Here is a 22,339-nt window from a genome sequence, read left to right as displayed (position 1 = left end):
AGGCTCTCATGTTCCGCGTCAGTGACGTGATGACCAGGCAGGTGGTCTACCTCTCGGCGGAGACCCCGTTGGACGAGGCGGCCCGGGTGATGAAGGAGTCGGACATCGGCGACGTGGTGGTGACCGACGGCGCCACGCTCGCCGGCATGCTGACCGACCGCGACATCGTGGTCCGGGCGGTCGCCGAGCGCGCCGACCCCGGCACCACCACGATCGGCTCGATCATCACCCGCGAGGTGGTGATGATCGAGCAGCACTGCACGGCGAACGAGGCGGCGGCGCTGATGCGCGAGCGCAACATCCGCCGGGTGCTCGTGTGCGACAGCGACCGCAAGCTCGTCGGCATCGTCTCCCTCGGCGACCTCGCCATGCAGCTCGACCCCCAGTCGGCGCTCAGCGACATCAGCGAGGCCGCACCGAACGCGTGAGGACGGGGCCCCGCACGTGCGGCGGGGCCTCGCCCGGCACCGCCGGGTGGCGACGCGCGGCGGCGGATAGCCTCGACCCATGCCCGAGATGCCGACCAAGCTGGCCGAGATCGTCGACGAGTTCGCCGCCGCGCCCCGCGACGTCGTCCTGGAGATGCTGCTGGAGTTCGCCGACGTGATCCCGCCCCTGCCCGAGGGCGTGAACCGGGAGGAGCTGGAGCAGGTCCCCGAGTGCCAGACCGCGTTCTTCCTGCGTGCCGAGGTGAACGCGGACAAGACCGTGAGCACCGTCTTCGACTGCCCGCCGGAGGCGCCCACCACCCGGGCGTTCGCCGGCATCCTCGCCGAAGGGCTGGCCGGGGCGAGCGCCGAGGAGGTGCTGGCCGTACCGGACGACCTCTACCAGCGGATGGGCCTGGCCCAGGCGATCAGCCCGCTGCGGGTGCGCGGCGGCACCGCCATCCTGGCCCGGCTCAAGCGACAGGTCCGGGAACAGATCTCCTGACCCGCGGGTTGTCGCTGGTCATGGACATCGAGATCTACGCCGACGTGGTCTGCCCCTGGTGCTGGATCGGCAAGCGCCGGCTGGAACAGGCCCTGGAGTCGTACGACGGCGAGGTGACCGTCCGGTTCCGGCCGTTCCAGCTGGACCCGACGCCGGTCACCGAGCCGAAGCCGCTACTGGAGGCGCTCGGCGACAAGTTCGGCGGACGGGACAAGGCCGAGGGCATGGCCGCGCACGTGACGGGCGTCGCCGCGGGCGCGGGCCTCGACCTGCGGTTCGACCGCGCGGTGGCCGCGAACACGTTCGACGCGCACCGGCTGGTGCGGTTCGCCACCGAGCACGGGCGCTCCGCCGAGATGGTCGAGCGGCTCTACCGGGCGCACTTCCACGACGGCGTCGACGTCGGCTCGATCGACGCGCTCGTCACGCTGGCCGGTGAGGCCGGGCTGGACGAGACCGAGGCGCGGCAGTACCTGGAGTCGAACCTAGGCCGCCGGGAGGTCGCCGCCGACCTGAGCACCGCCCACCAGCTCGGCGTCTCCAGCGTGCCGACGTTCGTGCTGGCCGGGAAGTACGCGGTCACCGGCGCCCAGGAGCCGGAGACGCTGCTCGCCGCGCTGCGCGAGGTGGAGCAGCGCGAAGCGGCAGCCTGATGTTTCACGTGGAACAAGATCGATGCGGATGAGGACCTAGGCCGGTTTGGCCAGGTCCTCCACCACCCTCGCCCCGGGCAGCGCACCCAGCGCCGGCCCGGGCAGGGCGATCTTGCTGTGCCGTACGCCCGACCCGATGATCACGTGCGCCGTGGCGACCACCCGGGAGTCGACGAGGATCGGCCAGTCCGCCGGCAGGCCGATCGGCGTGATCCCGCCGTACTCCATGCCGCTCAGCTCGACCGCCTCGGCCATCGGCGCGAAGCTCGCCTTGCGCACGTCGAGCAGCTTGCGGACCACGCCGTTCACGTCGGCGCGGGTGGTGGCGAGCACGACGCAGGCCGCGTACCGGGTCTCGCCGCCGCGCTTACCGGCGACCACCACGCAGTTGGCCGACTCCTCCAGCCCCACCTCGTACGCCTCGCAGAAGGCAGCGGTGTCGGCCAGGTCGGCGTCGATCGGGGCGACCAGCACGTCGTCCACGTCCACCGGGGCCTCGCCCGGCCACGCCTGCACCGCGGCGGCGACCGGCGGGGCCAGCAGGTCGAGCCGCGTCCGGGCCGGCTCCGTCTTCAGCGTCCCCATCATGCCGCGATCCTCGCACCCGCCCGGCGGATCGACCTGCCGGACCCCGCCCGCGCCCTTCAGTTGGGATTGCTGAGGAAGGCGTTCTCCTGGGCGAAGTCCCGGTTCTCGGTGGTGGTGAGCTGCCGGCGGCGCAGCACCTCGGGACGGTTCGCCTCGGCGTCCTCGATGCCGTGCCGGACGCCGACCCGGATCACGCCGTAGAGGAAGACGAAACCGAAGACGTAGAGGACCACTGTGGCGACGAAGACCAGCATGCCGTCACCGTAGGCCGGTGCGGACCCGACCGGTTCTCACCTTCCGCCGGTTCCCCCGTACGTGTCCGCGAGGTAGTCGGCCCAGGTCCGGGTGCCCGTCGGCGTGGCGGTCGTGGTGAGACCACCCGCGCGCAGCTCCCGCCCGAGCCGGCCGGGAATCCGGACCGGCAGCAGCGGACGGCGTACCCGCCGGGCCGCGAGCCAGGTACGGGCCGCCTCGTCGAAGCGCAGCACCTCCGGTCCGCCGAAGTCCTCCACCCGGTTCGACGGCCCGGCCAGCAGCAGGACCGCGAGCCGGTCCGCCACCTCACCGGGGTCGACCGGCTGGGCGAGCACCGCCCGGTCCCCGATCACCGGGCCGAGGCGGCTCGCGCCGCTCAGCAGCCCGGCCAGGAACTCCGGGAACTGGGTCGCCCGCAGCACGCTCCACGGCGCCGGCCCGGCGGCCACCACCTGCTCGGCCGCGAGCTTGTGCCGGTAGTAGCCGAGCGGCACCCGGTCGACGCCGACGATCGACACGAAGACCAGGTGACGCACCCCGGCGTGACCGGCGGCCACGGCGAGCCGACGGGTACCGAGCACATCGACGTCGTGGGTGCGCCGCTGCGGCGACGAGGCCAGGTGCAGCACCGCGTCCACCCCGGCGACCGCCTCCGCCAGCCCGGCGCCGGTGGCCAGGTCGGCGGTGACCCACTCGACCCCGTCCCCGGTACGCGGCCGGCGGCTGGCCGCCCGGAGCGTGAAGCCCTCGTCCCGCAGCCGCGGTACCGCCACCCGCCCGAGCCGCCCGGTCGCCCCGGTCACCAGCACCCGCATCGCCACTCCTCCCGCTCACGCGCAGCCGCCACACCGCGGCTCCCCGGTGGGACGGAACGCCGACCCGGATCGTGACAGCCGCCCGCTCGGCAGCCCTCCACCCGATCCTGCGCCATCCGACGGCCCGCCCGGCCCGGATCACCCCACCTCAGCCCGCACCCCACCCCCTCGGCCCCTCCGCTCCCCTCGCCCTCCCGGTTGATCAAGGAGTTTGTGTCGGACGGCGGCCCGGAATCTCACCCGAACTCCTTGATCAACCGGGAAGGGCGGGACAGGGAGCAGGGGTAACGGGTGGGGCGGTCGGGCTCCGGGCGGTCAGGTGGCCGGGGGCGGGGGCGGTCACATGGCGGGGCGGGGGGAGACTCGACCGGCCAGAACCAGGCCGAGCAGGGCGCAGGCGGCTGCGACGGCCAGCGTGGTGGCGTAGCCGGCCGGGCCGGGGGACGAACCGGCGGCCAGGACCGCGCCGGTGAGCGCCAGCACCGTGGCGGCGGCGAGCGAGTCGCCCAGTTGCAGCGCGGAACTGTTGCGGCCCTGCTCGGCGGGGGCGGACTGCTCCAGGGTGAGCACCGACAGCGACGGATAGAGCAGGCCCATGCCCAGCCCGGCCACCGACCAGCTCAGCACGGCCGGCAGCACCGGCAGTCCGGGCACCAGCGCAGACGCCACGCCCGCCGTACCGATGGTGATGCAGGCCAGCCCGGCCCGGGGCAGCGTCGCCGCCGAACGGGGTGAGCCGATCCGGCCCTGGATCCACGAGCCCACCGACCAGGACAGCGCACCGACGGTCAGCACCAGGCCGGCGCCGGTGGGCGAGAAACCACGCTCCCGGGACAGCATCAGCGGGATCACCACCTCGGCGGCCACGAACGCCGCCGACGCCAGCGCGCGCAGCCCGATCACCGTCGGCAGTCCCCGTGCCGCGCGCAGGAAACCGGCCGGCAGCAGGTGCGGCACGCAGACGAACAGCCCGGCCAGCGCCCCGGCGATCAGTGCGGCGGCGAGCACGCCGCGCTGCTGCCCCCCGTAGTGCAGCAGTGCGGCGCTCGCCCCCGCCCCGCAGGCCCAGCCGATCCGGGCCAGGGCACCCGCCGGCGGCCGGGTCGCCACGGTGGCGGTCAGCGCCCGCAGACCCGGCTGGACCAGCAGCGCCGCCGGGATCGCCACCGCCGGCACCGCGAGGAACACCCACCGCCAGCCCAGATGTTCCACGATCAGCCCGGCCAGTGCCGGACCGACGAGCGACGGCACCACCCACGCCGCGGCGAACGCGGCGAAGATCCGACGCCGCAACTGCTCCGGGTACGCCTGGCCGACGACCACGTAGAGCGCCACCGAGACCAGTCCGGAGCCGAAGCCCTGCACCACCCGCCCGACGACCAGCACCTCCATGGTCGTGGCGGCACCGGCCACCACCAGGCCGGCGACGAACCAGACGACCCCGTGCCACATGGCCGGGCGTGGCCCGCGCGCGTCGCACCAGATGCCGGAGGCGACCATCGCCACCACGCCGGAGGCGAACGAGCCGCCGAACGCCAGCGCGTACAGGCCGAGCCCGTCGAGGCTGCGCGCCACTGTCGGCATGGCGGTGCCCACCGCCAGCGCCTCGAACGCGAGCAGGGACACCAGGGCGACGCTGCCCACGGTCATCGCCCGCAGGCGCGGCGACCACAGGTCGACGGGTGGATCAGCCGGTACGGCGGTGGTGCTGGTCATGGCGTTCAGCCTCGGACCTCACCCCCGGTTGAGGTCAACTGTGTCGCGCGTCTCGCCCCGCGCGGCAACGGCGGGCCGACGCCGGAAACTTCTGCCGTCGAGGTGGCATAACGGACGCCGCGCCGGGAAGTCGGGCCGCCGGGACGAGACCGGGAGGCGAGATGGCGTACGGCTGCGACACCTTCAACCGACTGCCCGGCCGTACGACTCGATGACCTCGCTGGGACGCTTCGCCGGCCTCCTGCTGTCGCCGACGGTCGTACCGGAGGCCGCCGCGCGCGTCGCGCGTACCGTCGGGTCGGCCCTGCCCACGGACGCCGTGCCGGCCCGGGTCACCGAGGTCGCGGGCAGCGTCGGTACGGCCGCGGCCCGGCTGGCTCGCCTCACCGGGCTGACCAGCCGCCGGGTGTGGTCGCAGGACGGCCGCCATCACATCGAGGTGCACGGCGTCTGCCAGGACGGCGGTGACCGGCTGGCCCGTCAGGTCGAGGCGGCGCTGGAGTCGATGCCGGGTGTGACCTGGGCGCGGGTGAACGCGCCGTCCGGCCGGGTGGTGGTGGCCACCGGGGATCCGGCGCCGAAGCTGCGCGACCTGATCGCCACGGTGGCCCGTGTCGAGCGGACCTGCCCGTACGAGCCGGACCCGGAGATCGAACCGCCGCAGCCGCCCGAGGACGGCCCGCGTACCGCGCGGACGTTCGGCGCGCTGCTGTCCGACGTGCTCGGGTTGGGTATCTCCGCCGCCACCCGCGTGCTGCCGCTGACCCCGATTCCGGCCGAGGTGGCCGGTCTGCTGGGCGCTGTCGACCTGCACCCGAAGCTGCACGCGCTGGCCGGCCTGGGCATCCGTGCCGACCCGCGCGCCGAAGTGCTGTTCCCCCTGGCCGAGGCCGTGGTGCAGGGCCTCACCGGCGGGTGGGCCGGGATCGTGCTCGACGGCGCGCAGCGCGTCGTGCAGTGGGGTGAGGCGGGTGCCCAACTGGCCGCGTGGAGCCGGGCCGAACCGCGCCTGACCGGCGACCCGGAGCACGCGGTCGCCCGGGTACCCGACGGCGAGCGGCCCTGCCCGGTGCCGGACGGGCAGCCCGAGCGGTACGCCAAGCGGGTGCTCCCGGCCGGCGCGGTCGCCGGGGCGGCGGCGCTGCCGGTGCTGGGACCGAAGCGGGCCGCCGCGCTGGCGCTGTCCTCGCTGCCGAAGGCACCCGGCTCCGGCCGCGAGGGGTACGGCGCCCAGCTCGGCCGGATGCTCGCCCGGCGCGGTGTGATCGCAATGGACCGCAGCGTGCTGCGTGAGCTGGACCGGATCGACACGGTGGTGCTGGACGCCGCGGTGCTCGGCTCGGACCGGGGGGTCCTGGCCGACCTCGCGCCGCTGGCCGACGCCGACACCGGGCGGGTCTCCGCCCGGGCGTTCGCGTTGTTCGACCCGGACGAGCCGGACGCGGTACGCGCCGACGGCGGCTGGCGGATCGGCCCGCTGGACCGCCTCGGCGCCGACGATCCCGGGGACACCCCGGACAGCGCCCGGCTGCGCGCCGACGGTGGACGGCTGCTCGGGCTGGCCGAGAACGGCCGGCTCGCCGCCGTACTGCGGGTCGAGCCGGAGCCCGCGCCCGGCGTGGACGCGCTGGCGTCGGCCGCCCGCCAGGCGGGCCTGCGGCTCGTGGTCGGCGGCCCGGACGACGGCCGGTACGACTTCGCGGACCTGCTCGTGCCCGGCGGCCCCGGGCTCGCCGACTCGGTGCACGACCTGCAACGCGAGGGCGCTGTGGTGATGGTCGTCTCCGGTGAGCGGTCGGCGCTCGCCGCGTCCGACTGCGGCCTCGGCGTGTACGGCCCGGACGACCTGCCGCCGTGGGGCGCGCACCTGCTCGTCGGCGACGACCTGCGCGTGCCGGCCCTGCTGATCGACGCCGCCGGGGTGGCCCGCCGGATGACCGAGCAGAACATCCGGATCGCCATGGCCGGCAGCGGGCTCGGTGCGCTCGGCGCGTTCACCGCCGACCGGCGGCGCCTGCCCCGACCGGCCCTGGCGGCGGTGAACGGCGCGGCGGCGCTCGCGTTCGCGCACGGCGTGTTCCGGGCGCACCGGCTGCCGGACCGTACCGGCGCCCCGATGCCCGCGCTCACCGCCTGGCATCTCATGCCGGCGCAGACCGTCCTGGACCAGCTCGACACCGGCCCGTCCGGGCTGACCGACGAGGAGGCGGCCCGCCGCCGGCGGGTCGAGGTCGGGGACGAGCACGGCCCGGCCGGGCTGCTCCGCTCGTTCGTCGAGGAGCTGTCCAACCCGCTCACCCCGGTGCTGGCCGCCGGCGCGGTGCTCTCCGCCGCGTTCGGCTCCCTCGTCGACGCCGCACTGGTCGGCGGCGTGGTGGGCGGTTCGGCGCTGGTCGGCGCCGTGCACCAGCGCAACACCGAACGGTCCCTGGCCGAGTTGCTGTCCCGCTCGGCGGTCACCGCCCGGGTGGTGCGCGACGGCGAGGAGCGGGTGGTACCCGCCGAGGACCTGGTACGCGGCGACGTGATCACCGTCAGCTCCGGGGACGCCGTACCGGCCGACTGCCGGGTGCTGACCAGCGACGGGCTGGAGGCGGACGAGTCGTCGCTGACCGGCGAGTCGCTGCCGGTGGCGAAGAGCCCCGATCCGGTGGTGGCGGCGGCCATCGCCGAACGGCACTCGATGCTGTTCGAGGGCACCACTGTCGCCGCCGGCCACGGCACCGCGGTGGTGGTGGCCACCGGCGCGGAGACCGAGGCCGGGCGGAGCCTCGCCATGGCCCGGGAGGCCCCGCCCGCCAGTGGCGTGGAGGCGCGGCTCGGCAAGCTGACCAGCAGCGCCGTACCCCTGGCGGCCGCCTCGGCGATCGCTGTGGCCGGGGCGGGACTGCTTCGGGGCGTACCCCTTGCCGAAACGGCGGCGACCGCCGCGAACCTGGCCGTGGCGTCGGTGCCGGAGGGGCTGCCGTTCCTGGTCAGCGCCGCGCAGCTGGCGGCGGCGCGGCGGCTGGCCGAGCACGGCGCCCTGGTCCGCAACCCCCGGACGATCGAGGCGCTGGGCCGGGTCGACGTGCTCTGTTTCGACAAGACCGGCACGCTCACCGAGGGGAAGCTGCTGCTGGCCGGGGTGGGTACTGGCGACGGCCGGTACGCCGCGTTGGACGACCTGGACGAGCCGCTGCGGTCGACGCTGGCCGCCGCGGTGCGGGCCACCCCGTCCGCCGCCGACCCGGACGAGTTGCCGCAGCAGACCGACCGGACGGTACGCCACGGCGCGGAGGCCGCCGGGGTGGACGAGCGGACCGGAGCGGCGGACTGGACCGCCACGGCCGGGCTGCCGTTCGAGCCGTCCCGCGGCTACAGCGCCGCTGTCGGCCGTGCCGCCGGCGGGCTGCTGCTGAGCGTGAAGGGCGCCCCCGAGTCGGTGCTGCCGCGCTGCGCGTCCCGCCGAACCGCCGAGGGGGACCGGCCGCTCGACGCGGCCGGACGCGAGGAGGTGCAGGCCATGCTGGCGGGGCGGGCCGGCGCCGGGCACCGCATCCTCGCCGTGGCCGAGTGCCCGGTCTCCACCGAGCAGGTGAGCGACGAGCAGGTCGACGGCCTGGTCTTCGTGGGTTTCCTGACGCTCGCCGACGGGGTCCGGGAGAGCGCCCGGCCGGCGGTGGCCCGGATCCGGGCCGCGGGCGTGCACACCGTCATGATCACCGGCGACCATCCGGCCACCGCCGAGGCGATCGCCGCCGCGATCAGCCCGGACGACGGCGGGCAGCGCGTCGTCACGGCCAGCGACCTGGACCGGCTGGACGACGCCGCGCTCGCCGAGCGCCTGATGGCGACCGACGTGGTGGCACGCTGCACGCCCGCCCACAAGGTACGGATCATCCAGGCGTTGCAGCGCCAGGACCGCACCGTCGCGATGACGGGTGACGGCGCCAACGACGCCCCGGCGATCCGGCTCGCCGACGTCGGTATCGCTCTCGGTCAACGGGGCACTCCCGCCGCCCGCGCCGCCGCCGACCTGGTGGTCACCGACGACCGGCTGGAGACGATCATCGCCACGCTCGTCGAGGGACGGGCCATGTGGTCGTCGGTACGGCACGCGCTGAGCATCCTGGTCGGCGGCAACCTCGGCGAGATCGCGTTCAGCGTGCTGACCGCCGCCGCGACCGGCCGGTCCGCGCTGAACGGCCGGCAACTCCTGCTGGTCAACCTGCTCACCGACCTGGCGCCCGCGCTCGCCATCGCGGTCCGTCCGCCCGCCGACGACAGCGCCGACCACCTGCTGCGGGAGGGGCCGGACTCCTCGCTCGGCGTCACGATGACCCGGGAGATCGGCCTGCGCGCGGCGTCGACCACGCTGGGCGCGACCGCCGGCTGGACGATCGCCAGGTGGACCGGCACCCAGCGGCGGGCCAGCACCGTCGCACTGGCCTCGCTGATCGGCACACAGCTCGGGCAGACGGTGCTGGCCGGCGGCACCAGCCCCAGCGTGCTCGCCGCCACCGCCGCGTCGGTGGGTGTGCTCGTGGCGGTGGTCCAGACGCCCGGTGTCAGCCAGTTCTTCGGCTGCACGCCGCTCGGCCCGGTGGGCTGGACCATCGCGACCGGCTCGGCGCTCGGCGCGACGTTCGCCAACGGCACGCTGACCAAGCTGGTCGACCGCCTGCCGCAGCCCGGCTCGCATGGGCGTCCCGATCAGGGGTACGGCGAAGGACATGACGCCTGAGGTGACGTTCGTCGGTACGGCCACCACTGTGCTGCGGATCGGCGGCTTCACGCTGCTCACCGACCCGAACTTCCTGCACCGGGGACAACGGGCGTACCTGGGCCGGGGCCTGTGGTCGAAGCGGAGCACCGACCCGGCGCTGACCATCCCCGAGCTGCCCCCGCTGGACGCGGTGGTCCTGTCCCACCTGCACGGCGACCACTTCGACCGGGTCGCCCGGCGTGGCCTGGACCGGTCGCTGCCGATCCTCACCACGCCGCAGGCGGAACGGAAGCTGCGCCGCTGGGGCTTCGGCGCGGCGGAAGGGCTGCCCACCTGGCGGGCGTACGAGCTGCACCGGGGCGACGAGACGCTGCGCCTGACCGCGCTGCCCGGCCAGCACGGGCCGGGCCTGCTCGACCGCGCGCTCCCCGACGTGATGGGCAGCCTGATCGACCTGGAACAGGGCGGCGAGCGGCGCTTCCGCCTCTACGTCACCGGGGACACACTGCGCCGACCGCAGCTCGCCGAGATCCCCGCCCGCTTCCCGGACATCGACGCCATGCTGATCCACCTCGGCGGCACCCGCGTCGCCGGCATCCTTCTCACTATGGACGCCCGGCAGGGCGCCGACGTGGTGGAGCTGATCCGGCCGCGGCTCACCGTGCCGATCCACTACGACGACTACCCGGTGTTCCGGTCGCCGTTGCGGCACTTCGTCGAGGAGGCGAGGCGGCGCGGCTTCGCCAGCCAGATTCGTACCGTCAGTCGCGGCGAGACGGTCCCGCTGACGCCCTGACCGTTGTCCCTAGTGCCAGGTGGCGGCGGCGCGGCGCAGCCGGTCGTTGATCGCCCGGCCCACGCCGGTGTCCGGTACCGGCTCGGCGACGATCTCGGTCACCCCGGCCGCGTCGAGCCGGTGCAGCGCGTCGAACAGGCGCGCCGCCGCCGCCGTCACGTCGCCGTCGGGCGACAGCACCTCCACCGCGGCCCAGTCGCCGTCCGCCGGTGGTTCCCGGAAGGCCAGAAACCCACGCCGGCCGCCGCCGGGCTCGGCCGCCGCGCCCAACCGCAACGGGGTACGTGGGGCGTAGTGCGCGGCCAGCGTCCCGGGCGCGACCGGCTGACCGGAGCTGCCCTGGCGTACCTCGACCGGGCCGACCGCCTCGACCAGCGCCTCGATCGGCAGCGCGCCCAGCCGCAGCACCACCGGCCGGTCGCCCCGGGCGTCCACGATCGTCGACTCGATCCCGCACCGGGTGGGCCCACCGTCGAGCACCACGTCCACCGCGCCGCCCAGCCCGGCCACCACGTGTTCGGCCCGGGTGGGGCTGAGCTGGCCGAACCGGTTCGCGCTCGGCGCGGCCACCGGCACACCGGCCGCCGCGATCAGTGCCCGCGCGGACGGCTCGTCCGGTACGCGTACCGCCATGGTGTCCAAGCCGGAGGTGACGATCGGCGGGATGCTCTCCGGCCGGTCCACGATCAGGGTGAGCGGGCCGGGCCAGAACCGCTTCGCCAGCTCGGCCACCGCCGCGGGCACCTCGCCGACCAGTGCGGCCAGGTCGGCAGCATCGGCGAGGTGGCTGATCAGCGGGTCGAAGCTGGGCCGGGCCTTCGCCTCGAAGATCCGCGCGGCAGCGCGGGCGTCCAGCGCGTTCGCGCCCAGCCCATAGACCGTCTCGGTGGGGAAGGCGACCAGCCCGCCGGCGCGCAGGACGGCGGCTGCCTCGTCGATGCCGCTCTCGGCCGGCAGGACGCGCGGGGATCCGGTGCTCACGCTTCCGACGCTAGCCTGCCCGGATCGCCGCCCCGGCAAGACCCCGCCGTCGCGTGGTGGGGCGGTCAGCCGCGTGGGTCGGTGGCGGGGTCCGTGTCGGGGAGCGTGGGCGCGTCGGTCGGGTAGAGGCCGGCGGCGAAGCCGTACACCTGGTCGCCGGCCCGGGGGATCTGCGCGAACCGCCGGGCCAGCGCCTGCACCTCCGCCCAGAACTCGCGGACGTCCTCGATCGGGATGCGCGCGTGCACGAGCGTGCACCGCAACTCGTCGGCGGCGTGCGCGGCCGCCGCTTCGGCGGCTGCCTCGGCGAGCCCGTTCATCCGGGACACCACCTGCTTGTCCTCCGCCCGGCTGAGCGCCCCGACGTAGTAGGTGCGAGCCACCCGCCCGTAGAACCGCTCCTCGATGGCGCGTACCCGCCGGGTCCGCACCACGCGCAGCAGACCGGCGTCCACCAGCTGGTTCACGTGGTACGCCACGCTGCTCTTGGGCCGGTCGACGGCGCGGGCCATCTCGTTGACAGTGGCGGCGCGCTCCAGGAGCAGTTCGAGCAGCGTGCTCCGCAACGGGTCGGCGAGCGCACGCAGCTGCTCCGGGGCGGTGACCACGAGCAGGTCGTCGAGGTCGTAGTCCGGGATCCGCTGATTGACCGACATTTCTCGACCGTTCTAAGATTCTGGTTCGTTCGATAACTCTGGTCTGACAACTCAGGAGTGTAGTGATGGCCGAGATCGTGCTCTTCCACCACATTCAAGGGCTCACGGACGGGGTTCGCGCGCTCGCCGACTCCCTGCGCTCCGGCGGGCACACCGTGCACGCCCCCGACCTCTTCGACGGCGAACTGCCCGCCACCATCGAGGACGGCGCCGCGCTGACCAAGCGGATCGGCGGCGACGTCCTCGACCAGCGCGCCGACGCGCTCGTCGCCGACCTGCCCGCCGACCTGGTCTACGCGGGCGTCTCCTGGGGGGCCGCCATCGCCCAGCGGCTCGCCCAGACCCGGGCCGGCGCCCGGGCCGCCCTCCTCTACGAGGCCTGCCTGCCGGTGACCGGCGAGTGGGCGATCGGTCCCTGGCCCGACGGCGTAGCGGTGCAGGTGCACGGCATGGAGCACGATCCGTTCTTCGGGCTGGAAGGGGACGTGGACGCCGCCCGCGAGCTGGTGTCGATCGTCGGTCCCGAGCGCGGCGAGCTGTACGTCTACCCCGGTGACCGGCACCTGTTCACCGACAGTTCGCTGCCCTCGTACGACGCGGAGGCGACCGCGCTGGTGGTGAGCCGCAGCCGCGAACTGCTCGACCGGCTCGGCTGACGCCTACCCGTCACCGCGCAGCCGCGCCAACGCCGCCGCGTACTCGGCGTCGGTCAGCACCCCACGCTCGTACTGCCTGGCCAGCGCGTGGATGTCGCGCCGCCGGGCGGTGCTCGGAGCCGGCCGCCGGACCTGCTCCGGCGGGTCCGGCCGGTCGGCGCGGGCCGGATCCGGTGCCGGGCTCGCCGGCGCGCGCTGCCCCGGGGGACGGGCGTTGCGGTGGCACTCCCGCAGGTTCGCGAGGATCTCGTCGTAGTGCTCCGGCCAGGTGACCAGGCGGGTCAGCTCCAGGCGGAACGGCCGGACGATGGCGCCTGACTGGATCGGCGTCTGCACCGGCTCGCCGTCGGTCCGCTCGATGACGATCGCGTCGCGTCCCATGTCCAGGCCCGCTATCGAACCCGCACCGCTGCGGATCTCCACGACCGACGCCCACGGCACCGTGGTCGTGCGGAGCAGCAAGCGCGAGCGCACGCCGACGGGGCTCACCCAGACGCCGAGCATCGCGCGGCGAACCGCGACGGCGAGGCCGACGGCGTTCCACACTCCGAGGAACAGCACCTCCGGTCCCAGCATCCTGCCACCGCGGACCTCGAACACGAGGAGCACGAAGAAGCCGACCGCCAGCACCGCCACGACCATGAAGTCGGCGGTGGTCAGGTCCAGCGAGTACGGGCGCCGCCACACCGTCATGCCGCCAGCGTGACGGATCGTGTCCAGCGGTTCCGCGCGGAGTCAGCGCCCGGCTACCGGTACTGTGCGATCTGGATCAGGTTGCCGCAGGTGTCGTCGAACACCGCTGTGGTCACCGGGCCCATGTCGACCGGCTCCTGGGTGAACAGCACGCCGAGGCTCCGCAGCCGGTCGTGCTCGGCGGCCACGTCGTCCACCGCGAACTGCGTCAGCGGGATGCCGTCGCCCGCGAGCGCCTCCTTGAACGCCTTGGCGGCCGGGTGCGCGTCGGGCTCCAGCAGCAGTTCCACGCCGTCCGGGGCGTCCGGCGAGACCACCGTCAGCCAGCGGAACTCCCCGGTCGGCACGTCGGTCTTCTTCACAAAGCCGAGCACCTCGGTGTAGAAGCGCAGCGCCTTGGCCTGGTCGTCGACGTACACGCTGGTGAGGTTGATTCTCATGGGTTCTCCTGGGTGGGTTCGGCGGACCTGAGCCATCGCTCGGTGATGGACCGCAGCGGCCGGGTGTCGAGGTGATGGAACTTGTAGCGCCCCTGCCGCCGCGTGACGATCAGGCCGGCGGCCTCCAGGACGTCGAGGTGCTGGGAGATCGCCTGCCGGGACGAGCCGACCTGGTGCTTCGTGGCCAGCCGGCCGCAGATCTCGAACAGGGTCTGACCGTCGCGCTCGGTCAGCTCGTCGAGGATCAGGCGGCGGGTGGGATCGGCCAGCGCCTGGTACAGATCGCCCACGTCACCCACCATATGCAAGTAATGGCTTGCCTATCAAGAGGCTGCCCGCCATCGGAGGACGTCATGCCCGGATACATCCTCACCGGCGCTCCCGGCTCCGGTAAGACAGCGATCCTGCGCCACCTGGAACTCGACGGCCATCCCGTCGTGGAGGAGGCCGCAACCGACGTGATCGCGCTTCGCCAGGCGCTCGGCCGACCCGAGCCGTGGCGTGAGCCGGACTTCGCCGAGCGGGTGCTGGATCTCCAGCGGAGGCGTCGGCGCCGAGCCGAGATGTTCGGCGACGACGTGGCGTTCCACGACCGCTCACCCGTGTGCACGCTCGCGTTGTGCCGCCACCTCGGCATGACGCCGCCGTCCGCCCTGCTCGACGAGATCGAGGGCATGACGACGGAACGGACCGTCTTCTTCGTCCGGAATCAGGGCTTCGTCGAGGCGACCGCGGCCCGGCGGATCAGCTTCGAGGAGTCGCTCGTCTTCGAGCGGGTCCACGAACTGACGTACCGCGAGGCGGGATTCGACCTCGTCGACGTGCCGGCGGGACCGCTCGCGACCCGGGTGGCGGCGATCAAAGAGGCAGTTGATCGACTGTGCCCTTAGCGCACTCTGTGCAGCGTCGGCCACATCAATGCCCTTGCTTTGGGCACCGATACCGCTAACATCTCCATGTTTTGATTTCCACGGGGAGGAAAGTCCACATGCAATGGAAGGTTCCGGCCGGTGCCCTGGTGGCGCTGGCCTTTTTGATTCCGGCGGCGCCTGCGGCGGCGCAAGCCGCATCGCCCGGGCTGAACGAGTCCTGCCAGACGGTCGAACGCAAGGTGTACAAGGACTTCCGCGAACTTGTCACCATCGACCTGGACACCGCCACCGTTTCCGAGCTTCGGCTGCTGGCGTACCGGCTGCTGGCCGAGGCGCAGGCCGAATCGTTGCCGGTTCTGCCGGGCGAGATCGAGGAGCGACTCAAGGGCACCTCGGACGACCTTCGCGCATACCTCAAGAACGTGCAGGATCGCTGGGCGATCGCTCTGCGCGTCAGGATCGGCCAGACGATGACGGGAGCCGGCCCCAACGTGCGGGCCGCCGCGCAGAAGGTGCTCGACGACCCGTCCGTCGAGGCCTACCTCGCCTACCTGAACAACGGCCTGTACGAGGCTCGTGCGCTCGACTGCGCGTCCCAGACGCCGACGCCGACTCCGACGCCGTCTCAGCCCACGACCACGCCGACCGCGACGCCCAGCGCCACGTCGACAGTCGTTCCGCCCGTCACCCCCTCCGCCAGCGTGGGCGCGCCCGGCGGCGACGGTGGTGGCGAGGGCGGCGGGCTGCCCGTGACCGGCGCCGACACCGCGACCGTGGCCGGCATCGGTGGGGCACTCCTGCTCATCGGCGGCGCCAGCTACGTCATCGGACGCCGGCGTCGTTCCCGCTTCGTCGCGTAATTCCCTGGGCGCGCCCAGCTCGATGCCTCATCGGGCTGGGCGCGCCGCGTTTTCCGGATTTTCCGTCAGCCGGCGAGCTGCCGCCGCACCGAGTCGGTGTCCATCAGGTACGACATGTACTTGAACTTGCCGTCCTGCACCCGATAGAAGGCGGTCTCGGTGAACGACACCGACTTGCCGGTGGGGGCCAGGCCGTTCCACTCCTTGACCGGGGTGCCCGTGTCGACGAGCCGGGCGGCGATCGTGTCGCCCTCGACGACGAGGTCCTGGATCTCCCAGTGAAGGTCTGGCACCGCCTCCACGTGCTTGTAGAACTCCGCCACCATGTCCGCCATCTTGACCGGGGTGCCGTTCATGACGACCTCCTCGTGGGCGAAGTCGGCCATGCGGGCGAACTCCCGCTTGTTCGCCAGCTCGACGTACCGCAGGTAGAAGTCCCGCAGTTCCTGGGTGGACATGGCTGGCTGGGTTGCGACGGATCTCATGATCGTTTTCCCTCATCTGTATGCGCCGACCCGCATCACCGGGCCGGCCGTCGGCGCGAGCGATATTTTGTACCGCTCGGTTCTGCCTCGACCGTAACAGGATTCTGTACCGATCGGTCCATGATCCGGGTCACGTTCTGTACCGATCGGTATTTCCTCCTGGACCCGACGACCGAGCAGTCCCTCTACGAGCGGGACGCCGTCGGCGAGATACGCGACGGCGCCGGCAGGCCGCCGCTCCACCCGCTGGTCTTACCGAGTGGCTCCACGGGAGAAATCCGTTGTCGTCGGTCGTGCCGTACGCCGACCATGGCCGCTGTGAGCCGAAGCCTCCGAACGGACCCCCGATCCCGCCAGGCACTTCGGCGCGCGCCCCGGCTCGATCGGGTGCGGATCCACGTGCACGCACCGCGACGCGGATTCGCGCATCCGGCAAGCGGACGAGACGTTCGCGACGTGCTGGGAGCCATCGGGCCCTGGGCGTGGTACGGGTTACGCGCCGTGGATCTGCGGCAGACCGAGGACTTCCGGCCCGGATTCGTCGTCTACGGCAGGCTCCGGGTTCCAGGCGAGATCTTCCTGCACGAGCAACCGTTATCGGAAGCCGCATCGTTGCGGGACTTCATGCGGTTCGACGTGCTGCTGCACGAACTCGGACACCACGTGCTCCAACACCGCAGCCGAAAGGTCGGCCGCGTGCAACGGCGATCAGATCATGAACGGTTCGCCGAAGCTTTCGCCGACCGATGGAAGCCCACTGTCCAGGCTGTACTCGACATCGCTCACGGTCGCTGAGCTGCACGTCGCGTCGGCCGGTGTCGCCCTGCCCCGTCGATCGTCGGCTGGCTCGGCTGTATGGATGGCTGTACTTCCTCGTTTTGTTTTGCGTTTACGGCGTTGAGGTACTTCGGTGTATCACCGCGCCGCAGGGAAGGAGTGGAGCTCCCATGCCGACGATCACCGTTCGTCGCGCCTTGGACGCTGGTGGCCTCCTGCGCCGCATCAAGGTCGAGATTGACGGGCAGGTCGTGGCACGTCTGAAGCGCGGAGCCGTCCAGAGCGTCGACGTAGCGCCAGGCCGGCATAAGGTACGGGCTCATCTGGACTGGCAGAGCAGCGCGCCGGTTGAGGTGTATCTCGCCGGCACGGAGACGATTGCTTTGGAAGCGGCCATAGCGGAACGTTCGATGGCGTCCACTGCAACGTTCCTACGGCCCGAGAGCGGGCTCGATCTACAGGTCGTCTAACCGGCGCATTACGAGATCAAGATGGGCGATCCCGGCCTGCGTGCCCCAGGGCCATGACCCTCGGCGTGGGCGGTCGGGTCTCGCAGCTCGACAACGCTGCTGGTGCCCTCTCCGACGACCTCGCCGCCGCTGACCGCGGCGGCCGCGGTCTGGACGGCTGCACCTGCACGACCTGCGCCACGCGTCCGCCACGTTCCTGCTCGACCAGGGCGAGGAACTGCGCACGGTAATGGAGCTGCTCGGGCACTCCACGATCCGGATGACGGCCGACACTTACGGGCACGTCCTGCCGGCGCGGGCTCGTCAGTCTGCCTCGGCCATCGATCGGGTGCTGGGCGAGGAGGGGACAGCGTGACTGCTTGGCTGTACTCGGACCCGAGATCAGCGAAGGGAAATGCTGGTGGAGCCCAGGGGACTCGAACCCCTAACCCCTGCCTTGCAAAGGCGGATGGGGGACGTCCGGCCCTGTCGGCAAGGCACGCTTCTTGCCATCCACAGCCGGACGTCTCCCATCTGTTGGCAACGGTTAACGATGGCCGCCAACGGGTTTGATGACTTTCTGCTGACGATGGGAAGGGACAGCCCTTCAGGCGCTGATGCGTCTCGCCCCCGATCATCCCTCGTGGACTCCCTCCGTCTCGACCACGTAGGGACCGATTCGGGGAGACGACAGCCCTGTGCGGGGCGGGGACGTCCGAGAAGCGGTAGCTCACGGCCCCATAGTGAGAAATAATCGCTTTTCCCCCCTTGCGGCCAGGCAAGCGCCACCAACTGTCTGCTCAGCAGGCCAAATCAAGGTCAACTTTACCCATGGCCGCTCGATAGGTATTGTCCTTCGACCGACGACAGGGGGACGGACCCTACATGAGCCAACCAAGCAGCGAAGGCACGGCGAGTGAGTGGGATGCGCTCGCGAAAGAGGCGTGGAACCGAGCACTTCACACCTTCGGGACCGCCTACATCTTCGAGGTCCGCGCACGTCTCCTAAGGAGACGGCTGAAGTGGTTGAATTTCGTTGCATTAGTGGTTCCCGTGATTGTCGGCGGGTTGGCTCTTGGCTACGGCGCAGGTTTCCCGCTTCTTGGACTTGCTGTCGCCATTGGCGGCACTGTCGGGCTGGTTCAGTTGACATTCTCGACATGGGCAATTGTCTCGGGATGGGTCGAGTCCTACGGGTATGCAATTACTTCGGTCGTCGACAATCAGCGCTTAACTCAAGAATTTAAGGAGCTAGCTTCGAATCGCAGTATCAGCATCGAGCTTGCCCGCCATCGCTACGAAGTTCTCGTGGCGCTAGACAGCTCGCGGCAAGCTCAGGACTACAGCCAGGACATCAAGGAGCAAGAAAAGCGAATGGGTATGCGAGCTGCGCTGCGTGACCGCCAGCTCGCGTGCTCTAGTTGCCGAATCGTGCCCACAAGCATGGAACCCACAGAGTGCGCCGTGTGCGGCAATTTCAAGCTAAGCAAAGTCTAGGGATAGAGGATACAGATGGATGCGCCCACAGCAAGGCTGGTCAAGGGTTTTCTCCTACTGAACGACGCTCAGCGAAACGAGTTTGTTGAGGAGATCAATGCTTTCATCCAGGGACGCAAGACGTACGCAAGCGTCTTGAATGAGTCCGACTACGCCCTCAGGGTCAACACTGGCCCAGTGCTCGGCGTTTGTAGCTACTGCGGCAAATAGCTTCATTGTGCTAGGTGGAGAGTCGAACGTCCACCTAGCACACATTACTGCTACCTAGAAGGTCAAGCAACAAGGCCGAGTTTTTCACCAGCACGCGCATTGAATAGTTGAACCTCATCAATAGCCACAAAGGGCTTCATGCGTCGCTGCAAGTCTCGCACCGTCTCAATGGCCCGCGATGAGTTGACTGAAGCGGCGAGTTCAACGACATGCACCGCACGCGATGCAGCGGCTTCAACGTTGGCGCGGTCAAGGTCAGCAATCGAAAGCGCCGCCTCGCTGAGTGCCCCCCGCCGGGCTCGGCCCTGCCGCCGAGCGCCAGCAGCGGATTCGTTGGCGAAGCGCTCAAGCTCCGAGGGCTGGCCAAGGTCGCGGAAGCAGTGCGCAGCCTCGCCAAAGATGTACGGCGCATCGATGAACTTTGCCCAGGCCGGTTCGTCGTCGTGAACCACCCGTCCAAACACCTGCTCGGCCCTGACGACCGACGCGGCGGCGGCCGACGACTCGCCGAGAGCTGCGAGCGCACGCCCCTCAAGGATGTGAAGATCAGCGAGGCAGGCGGGTGAGTCACCTTCGGCTAGACCGTGGCGGCCGGCGCGGGCCAGCATCAGCGCCTCACGCGGGTGTCCGAGTAGGTTCGCCTGATCAGACATGCCGGCAAGTACGTGCGCCCCAAGAGCTGCGCTGCCGGCCGCTTGCGCCAGGCGTAGCGCCTGAATCAGGTACCGCTGCGCCAGCCCGTGCTCGCCATCGTCGTACGCCATCCAGCCCACCAGGTACGACTGCTCCGCTGCGGCTTCGTAGAGTGCTCGCTGCACGGCCGGTTCATGCTCCCGCTTGAGCAAGGGCAGAACGTAACTCTGCATGTACTCCACGAGCGCCGTCCGGGCGTGTCCACCACCGCGCATCACGTCCATGTCTTGAAAGAGCGCGAACATCTCCTGGATGCCGGCCACCTGGCGCATGCCTACCTGGCGCGGCCCGCGCTCGGTCGTGGTCTCGTCAAGCGTCGCTAGGAGCCAGTCTCGGCTAAGTGCGCCCAACGCGGCCAGCACGAACGGCGCTTTTACGATGTCGCGGCGTTTCACGTCAGCCCTCCCGAGATCGATGATCGTGTCCACAGTCACGTGGGGATCGTCTCCGTACTGCAACCCCCGCGCGGCGAGGGTTTCTTCCTCAGTCATGCCGAAGTCAGACGGGCTAACTCGCCTGCCTACGCGCTCTGTCAGTGCCCTAGCGAGCAGGGATGGAACCGGCGATCGTGGTGTCTCTCCGCGCTTTACCCAGCGGTTGACGGCGGTGTAGTCGTACCGCAGAGCCAGCCCCTCATTCGCGCCGAGGTCGTTGACTCGTCGCGCCAGCCCGGCCCAAGAGAAGCCTGCCTCAACAACGAGCGCCGCTAGCGCGTCATTCGGTTCGTTCACGTGTCCGCCTCCCCATGGGCCTGCCTCGGACGGTACCGGCCGAGCAGTGCGCCGGGATACGCCCACACGGGTCAGCGCACTTCACATGGGTCTTCACATGGTGCTGACCACTGCCGATGCGAGGTTTCCTCGTTCCATGGCAGGACGATCAACGAACACCACGGATAACCGTCTTCACGGTCGCTTGCGACACCCCCGCCGCGTCGGCGATCTCCGGAACGGTGTGATCGGTCGAGCGGCGCACATCGCGGATGAGCTGGTCTCGCTCTTGCCGCAAGGCGTCGAGCGCCTGAGTGGCTTTGCGAACGCGGTCAGCGAGCTTCTGAAGGTCCTCAAGAGCCGTCATGTGGGCAGTGTAGCGGCTAGACGGATACCGAAGAAACGGCTAGACAGCTAGCCGCTAGCCGGTTAGCGTATGTCCTACGCAGGAGGCCCCGGCGGGGTGGCACCCCCGCCGAGGCCAGTACATCAACGGAGCTCCGGGTGAGGGAGGCGAAGATGCAGGTCAAGCGTAGCTCGATGCTGCCCGGAAACGGTGCAGGGATCGACTGGGACCGGCTGAGTTCCGAGGTTGCGGAGCTTGACGACCTGGCGGCGGCGGTAGCGGCGTTCGGGGAGAAGGTCCCGCCGGAAGCGGCGACGGTGCGGCGGTGGCAGGAGCTGCCCACGGCGGCGCTGGTGGCGCTGGCACAGGCCGGTCACCGAGACGCATTCGACCCGCTGTACCGGCGCTACTCCCGAGCGGTGCGTACCTACGCGGAGAGCCGGCTGCGGATCGTGGGCCGCACGGCCTACGCGGATGACGTGGCGTCGCTGACGTGGATGAAGGCCCTGAACGCGATCGGCCGCTATCAGCCCCGGGTCGACGGTGACCCGTTCAAGGCGTGGCTGTTGACCATCGCCCGGTACGAGTGCGCCCGAATGATGGACCGGCTCAGGGTCGAAACGCCGGTCAGCGACGACACCGAGACGGCGCTGTGGGATCACCGGCCGGCGGTGGGGCACGCCGTCACAGACGACGGTGGCGAGGTGCCGGAGACGGCCGAGAAGCTGCGCATGCTGGCGTGCCTGCGCGACGGGGTGAGCGACCTGCCGGCCGACCAGCAGACGGTGATCCGGCTGCGGCTGGAAGGTGCCGCGTTGTGCGACGTGGCCCGCCTGACCGGGTGGAACTACCGGCGGGTGACGCGGGTGTGGGAAGCCGCGCAGCACGCCCTGCGCGCTCGCCTGACCGGCGGGGATGACGACCTGTTCGCCGACCGGGACGCGGTGCGCGCCGCTGCGGCCACGCTTCCGGCCGCGCAGCGCGAGGTGGTGCTGATGCGGCTCGACGGCATGCGCGAGTGCGACATCGTGCGGGCCACCGGTCGCAGCAAGAAGGCGGTCAGCGGCGCGTGGGAGCGGGCCAAGCGGACCATGCGCGACCAGATGGCCGGCTTCACCACCACCACGCGGGAAACGACGCCGGGCGACCTGGCCGCGCTGCGCGAGGCGGCGGCCACCCTGCCGGCCGCGCAGCGCGACGTGGCGCTGATGCGGCTCGACGGGATGCGCTCGTGCGACATCGTCCGCGCCACCGGTCGCAGCACGTCGGCGGTCGCCAACGCGTGGGACCGGGCGCGTAAGACCTTCGCCCGGCACGGCCTGGCGGTGGCGGCGTGACGGAACCCGCCAGGCGGCAAGCGTCACAAGATCCAACCGGCACGCCGCCGTCTACGGATCTGCCGCCACCAACCCGGGTCCAGCCAGCACGAACCCACCCTTCGACCGACACGGAACGGGAGTCACCAGTGAGCACCACGACCAACGGCAGAACGGCCCGGCTGACGCCGGACTCACCACCACCAGAAGACCCACCACCAACGGCAGGCCGAT

At 71.4% G+C, this 22,339-nt stretch carries 25 protein-coding genes; 13 read left to right on the top strand and 12 right to left on the bottom strand.

Annotated features, from left to right (window positions below):
* Positions 1-8 precede the first annotated feature (8 nt).
* The 3 genes from ACN27D_RS13640 to ACN27D_RS13630 all read left to right on the top strand — a co-directional run bounded on the left by ACN27D_RS13640 (position 9) and on the right by ACN27D_RS13630 (position 1,586).
* A complete protein-coding gene (locus ACN27D_RS13640; protein WP_120572489.1) occupies positions 9-428 on the top strand; it encodes a CBS domain-containing protein in 420 nt (139 codons plus the stop codon).
* 79 nt (positions 429-507) lie between these two features.
* The gene (locus tag ACN27D_RS13635) at positions 508-933 is read left to right on the top strand and encodes a SufE family protein (protein ID WP_013283255.1); all 426 of its coding nucleotides are present in this window, start codon (positions 508-510) and stop codon (positions 931-933) included.
* Positions 934-953: 20 nt separating this feature from the next.
* On the top strand, positions 954-1,586 hold the full coding sequence (locus ACN27D_RS13630) for a DsbA family oxidoreductase (RefSeq protein WP_121685758.1): 633 nt from the start codon (positions 954-956) through the stop codon (positions 1,584-1,586).
* A 36-nt stretch (positions 1,587-1,622) separates the two neighbouring features.
* Here the strand turns inward: ACN27D_RS13630 and ACN27D_RS13625 are convergent, their stop codons facing one another.
* From ACN27D_RS13625 to ACN27D_RS13610, 4 genes are all read right to left on the bottom strand, one after another.
* A complete protein-coding gene (locus ACN27D_RS13625; RefSeq protein WP_421501144.1) occupies positions 1,623-2,171 on the bottom strand; it encodes a YbaK/EbsC family protein in 549 nt (182 codons plus the stop codon).
* A 59-nt stretch (positions 2,172-2,230) separates the two neighbouring features.
* Entirely contained in the window at positions 2,231-2,428 is a 198-nt protein-coding gene (locus ACN27D_RS13620; RefSeq protein WP_421499226.1) for a hypothetical protein, read from the bottom strand.
* 36 nt (positions 2,429-2,464) lie between these two features.
* Complete coding sequence (locus ACN27D_RS13615) at positions 2,465-3,244, bottom strand: SDR family oxidoreductase (protein WP_421499225.1); 780 nt, start codon at positions 3,242-3,244, stop codon at positions 2,465-2,467.
* A 339-nt stretch (positions 3,245-3,583) separates the two neighbouring features.
* Positions 3,584-4,960: an MFS transporter gene (locus ACN27D_RS13610; protein WP_421499224.1), complete on the bottom strand. Its 1,377-nt coding sequence runs from the start codon at positions 4,958-4,960 to the stop codon at positions 3,584-3,586.
* 211 nt (positions 4,961-5,171) lie between these two features.
* On the opposite strand from ACN27D_RS13610, the gene ACN27D_RS13605 reads away from it, so the two are divergent.
* Both ACN27D_RS13605 and ACN27D_RS13600 read left to right on the top strand, forming a co-directional pair.
* Entirely contained in the window at positions 5,172-9,686 is a 4,515-nt protein-coding gene (locus tag ACN27D_RS13605) for an HAD-IC family P-type ATPase (RefSeq protein ID WP_421499223.1), read from the top strand.
* A complete protein-coding gene (locus ACN27D_RS13600) occupies positions 9,676-10,464 on the top strand; it encodes an MBL fold metallo-hydrolase (RefSeq protein ID WP_421499222.1) in 789 nt (262 codons plus the stop codon). Before ACN27D_RS13605 ends, ACN27D_RS13600 begins: the two co-directional genes overlap by 11 nt.
* A 9-nt stretch (positions 10,465-10,473) precedes the next feature.
* On the opposite strand, the gene ACN27D_RS13595 is transcribed toward ACN27D_RS13600, so the two are convergent.
* Positions 10,474-11,421: an L-threonylcarbamoyladenylate synthase gene (locus tag ACN27D_RS13595; RefSeq protein ID WP_421501143.1), complete on the bottom strand. Its 948-nt coding sequence runs from the start codon at positions 11,419-11,421 to the stop codon at positions 10,474-10,476.
* An 89-nt stretch (positions 11,422-11,510) separates the two neighbouring features.
* Positions 11,511-12,101: a winged helix-turn-helix domain-containing protein gene (locus ACN27D_RS13590; protein WP_120572495.1), complete on the bottom strand. Its 591-nt coding sequence runs from the start codon at positions 12,099-12,101 to the stop codon at positions 11,511-11,513.
* 65 nt (positions 12,102-12,166) lie between these two features.
* Between ACN27D_RS13590 and ACN27D_RS13585 the strand changes: the two genes are divergently transcribed.
* A complete protein-coding gene (locus ACN27D_RS13585; RefSeq protein WP_350814442.1) occupies positions 12,167-12,757 on the top strand; it encodes a dienelactone hydrolase family protein in 591 nt (196 codons plus the stop codon).
* Positions 12,758-12,760: 3 nt separating this feature from the next.
* Here the strand turns inward: ACN27D_RS13585 and ACN27D_RS13580 are convergent, their stop codons facing one another.
* From ACN27D_RS13580 to ACN27D_RS13570, 3 genes are read right to left on the bottom strand one after another with little or no spacing between them, the layout of a single operon-like run.
* On the bottom strand, positions 12,761-13,450 hold the full coding sequence (locus ACN27D_RS13580; protein WP_421499221.1) for a PH domain-containing protein: 690 nt from the start codon (positions 13,448-13,450) through the stop codon (positions 12,761-12,763).
* 53 nt (positions 13,451-13,503) lie between these two features.
* Positions 13,504-13,890 carry a VOC family protein gene (locus ACN27D_RS13575; protein ID WP_421499220.1) on the bottom strand — a complete coding sequence of 129 codons (387 nt, stop codon included), beginning with the start codon at positions 13,888-13,890 and terminating at the stop codon, positions 13,504-13,506.
* Complete coding sequence (locus tag ACN27D_RS13570; protein WP_091413576.1) at positions 13,887-14,192, bottom strand: ArsR/SmtB family transcription factor; 306 nt, start codon at positions 14,190-14,192, stop codon at positions 13,887-13,889. Before ACN27D_RS13570 ends, ACN27D_RS13575 begins: the two co-directional genes overlap by 4 nt.
* A gap of 51 nt (positions 14,193-14,243) precedes the next feature.
* On the opposite strand from ACN27D_RS13570, the gene ACN27D_RS13565 reads away from it, so the two are divergent.
* Together ACN27D_RS13565 and ACN27D_RS13560 are read left to right on the top strand one after the other, a co-directional pair.
* Positions 14,244-14,780 (top strand): AAA family ATPase, encoded by a 537-nt coding sequence (locus ACN27D_RS13565; protein ID WP_421499219.1) that lies wholly within the window; start codon positions 14,244-14,246, stop codon positions 14,778-14,780.
* A 98-nt stretch (positions 14,781-14,878) separates the two neighbouring features.
* Complete coding sequence (locus ACN27D_RS13560; RefSeq protein WP_357898451.1) at positions 14,879-15,622, top strand: LPXTG cell wall anchor domain-containing protein; 744 nt, start codon at positions 14,879-14,881, stop codon at positions 15,620-15,622.
* A gap of 65 nt (positions 15,623-15,687) precedes the next feature.
* On the opposite strand, the gene ACN27D_RS13555 is transcribed toward ACN27D_RS13560, so the two are convergent.
* Positions 15,688-16,107, bottom strand: coding sequence for an ester cyclase (locus tag ACN27D_RS13555; protein ID WP_421499218.1), 420 nt, complete (start codon positions 16,105-16,107; stop codon positions 15,688-15,690).
* A 501-nt stretch (positions 16,108-16,608) separates the two neighbouring features.
* On the opposite strand from ACN27D_RS13555, the gene ACN27D_RS13550 reads away from it, so the two are divergent.
* The 4 genes from ACN27D_RS13550 to ACN27D_RS13535 all read left to right on the top strand — a co-directional run bounded on the left by ACN27D_RS13550 (position 16,609) and on the right by ACN27D_RS13535 (position 18,830).
* Entirely contained in the window at positions 16,609-16,902 is a 294-nt protein-coding gene (locus ACN27D_RS13550; RefSeq protein ID WP_421499217.1) for an ImmA/IrrE family metallo-endopeptidase, read from the top strand.
* A gap of 152 nt (positions 16,903-17,054) precedes the next feature.
* The gene (locus tag ACN27D_RS13545) at positions 17,055-17,354 is read left to right on the top strand and encodes a hypothetical protein (RefSeq protein ID WP_120572504.1); all 300 of its coding nucleotides are present in this window, start codon (positions 17,055-17,057) and stop codon (positions 17,352-17,354) included.
* A 157-nt stretch (positions 17,355-17,511) separates the two neighbouring features.
* Positions 17,512-17,709, top strand: coding sequence for a tyrosine-type recombinase/integrase (locus ACN27D_RS13540; protein WP_421501142.1), 198 nt, complete (start codon positions 17,512-17,514; stop codon positions 17,707-17,709).
* Positions 17,710-18,218: 509 nt separating this feature from the next.
* On the top strand, positions 18,219-18,830 hold the full coding sequence (locus ACN27D_RS13535; RefSeq protein WP_421499216.1) for a mobilome CxxCx(11)CxxC protein: 612 nt from the start codon (positions 18,219-18,221) through the stop codon (positions 18,828-18,830).
* Between the two features lie 272 nt (positions 18,831-19,102).
* On the opposite strand, the gene ACN27D_RS13530 is transcribed toward ACN27D_RS13535, so the two are convergent.
* Both ACN27D_RS13530 and ACN27D_RS13525 read right to left on the bottom strand, forming a co-directional pair.
* Positions 19,103-20,464, bottom strand: a complete 1,362-nt coding sequence (locus tag ACN27D_RS13530) for a hypothetical protein (RefSeq protein ID WP_421499215.1) — start codon at positions 20,462-20,464, stop codon at positions 19,103-19,105.
* A 148-nt stretch (positions 20,465-20,612) separates the two neighbouring features.
* Positions 20,613-20,810, bottom strand: coding sequence for a hypothetical protein (locus tag ACN27D_RS13525; RefSeq protein ID WP_203149933.1), 198 nt, complete (start codon positions 20,808-20,810; stop codon positions 20,613-20,615).
* A gap of 152 nt (positions 20,811-20,962) precedes the next feature.
* On the opposite strand from ACN27D_RS13525, the gene ACN27D_RS13520 reads away from it, so the two are divergent.
* Positions 20,963-22,126: an RNA polymerase sigma factor gene (locus ACN27D_RS13520; protein ID WP_421499214.1), complete on the top strand. Its 1,164-nt coding sequence runs from the start codon at positions 20,963-20,965 to the stop codon at positions 22,124-22,126.
* Positions 22,127-22,339: the final 213 nt, after the last annotated feature.

The sequence above is a fragment of the Micromonospora sp. WMMD1274 genome (assembly GCF_049179035.1).
In the GTDB taxonomy this organism is placed as follows: domain Bacteria; phylum Actinomycetota; class Actinomycetes; order Mycobacteriales; family Micromonosporaceae; genus Micromonospora; species Micromonospora tulbaghiae.
The sequence above is the reverse complement of the archived record's forward strand: the minus strand, read 5'-3'. Positions and strand labels throughout refer to the sequence as shown.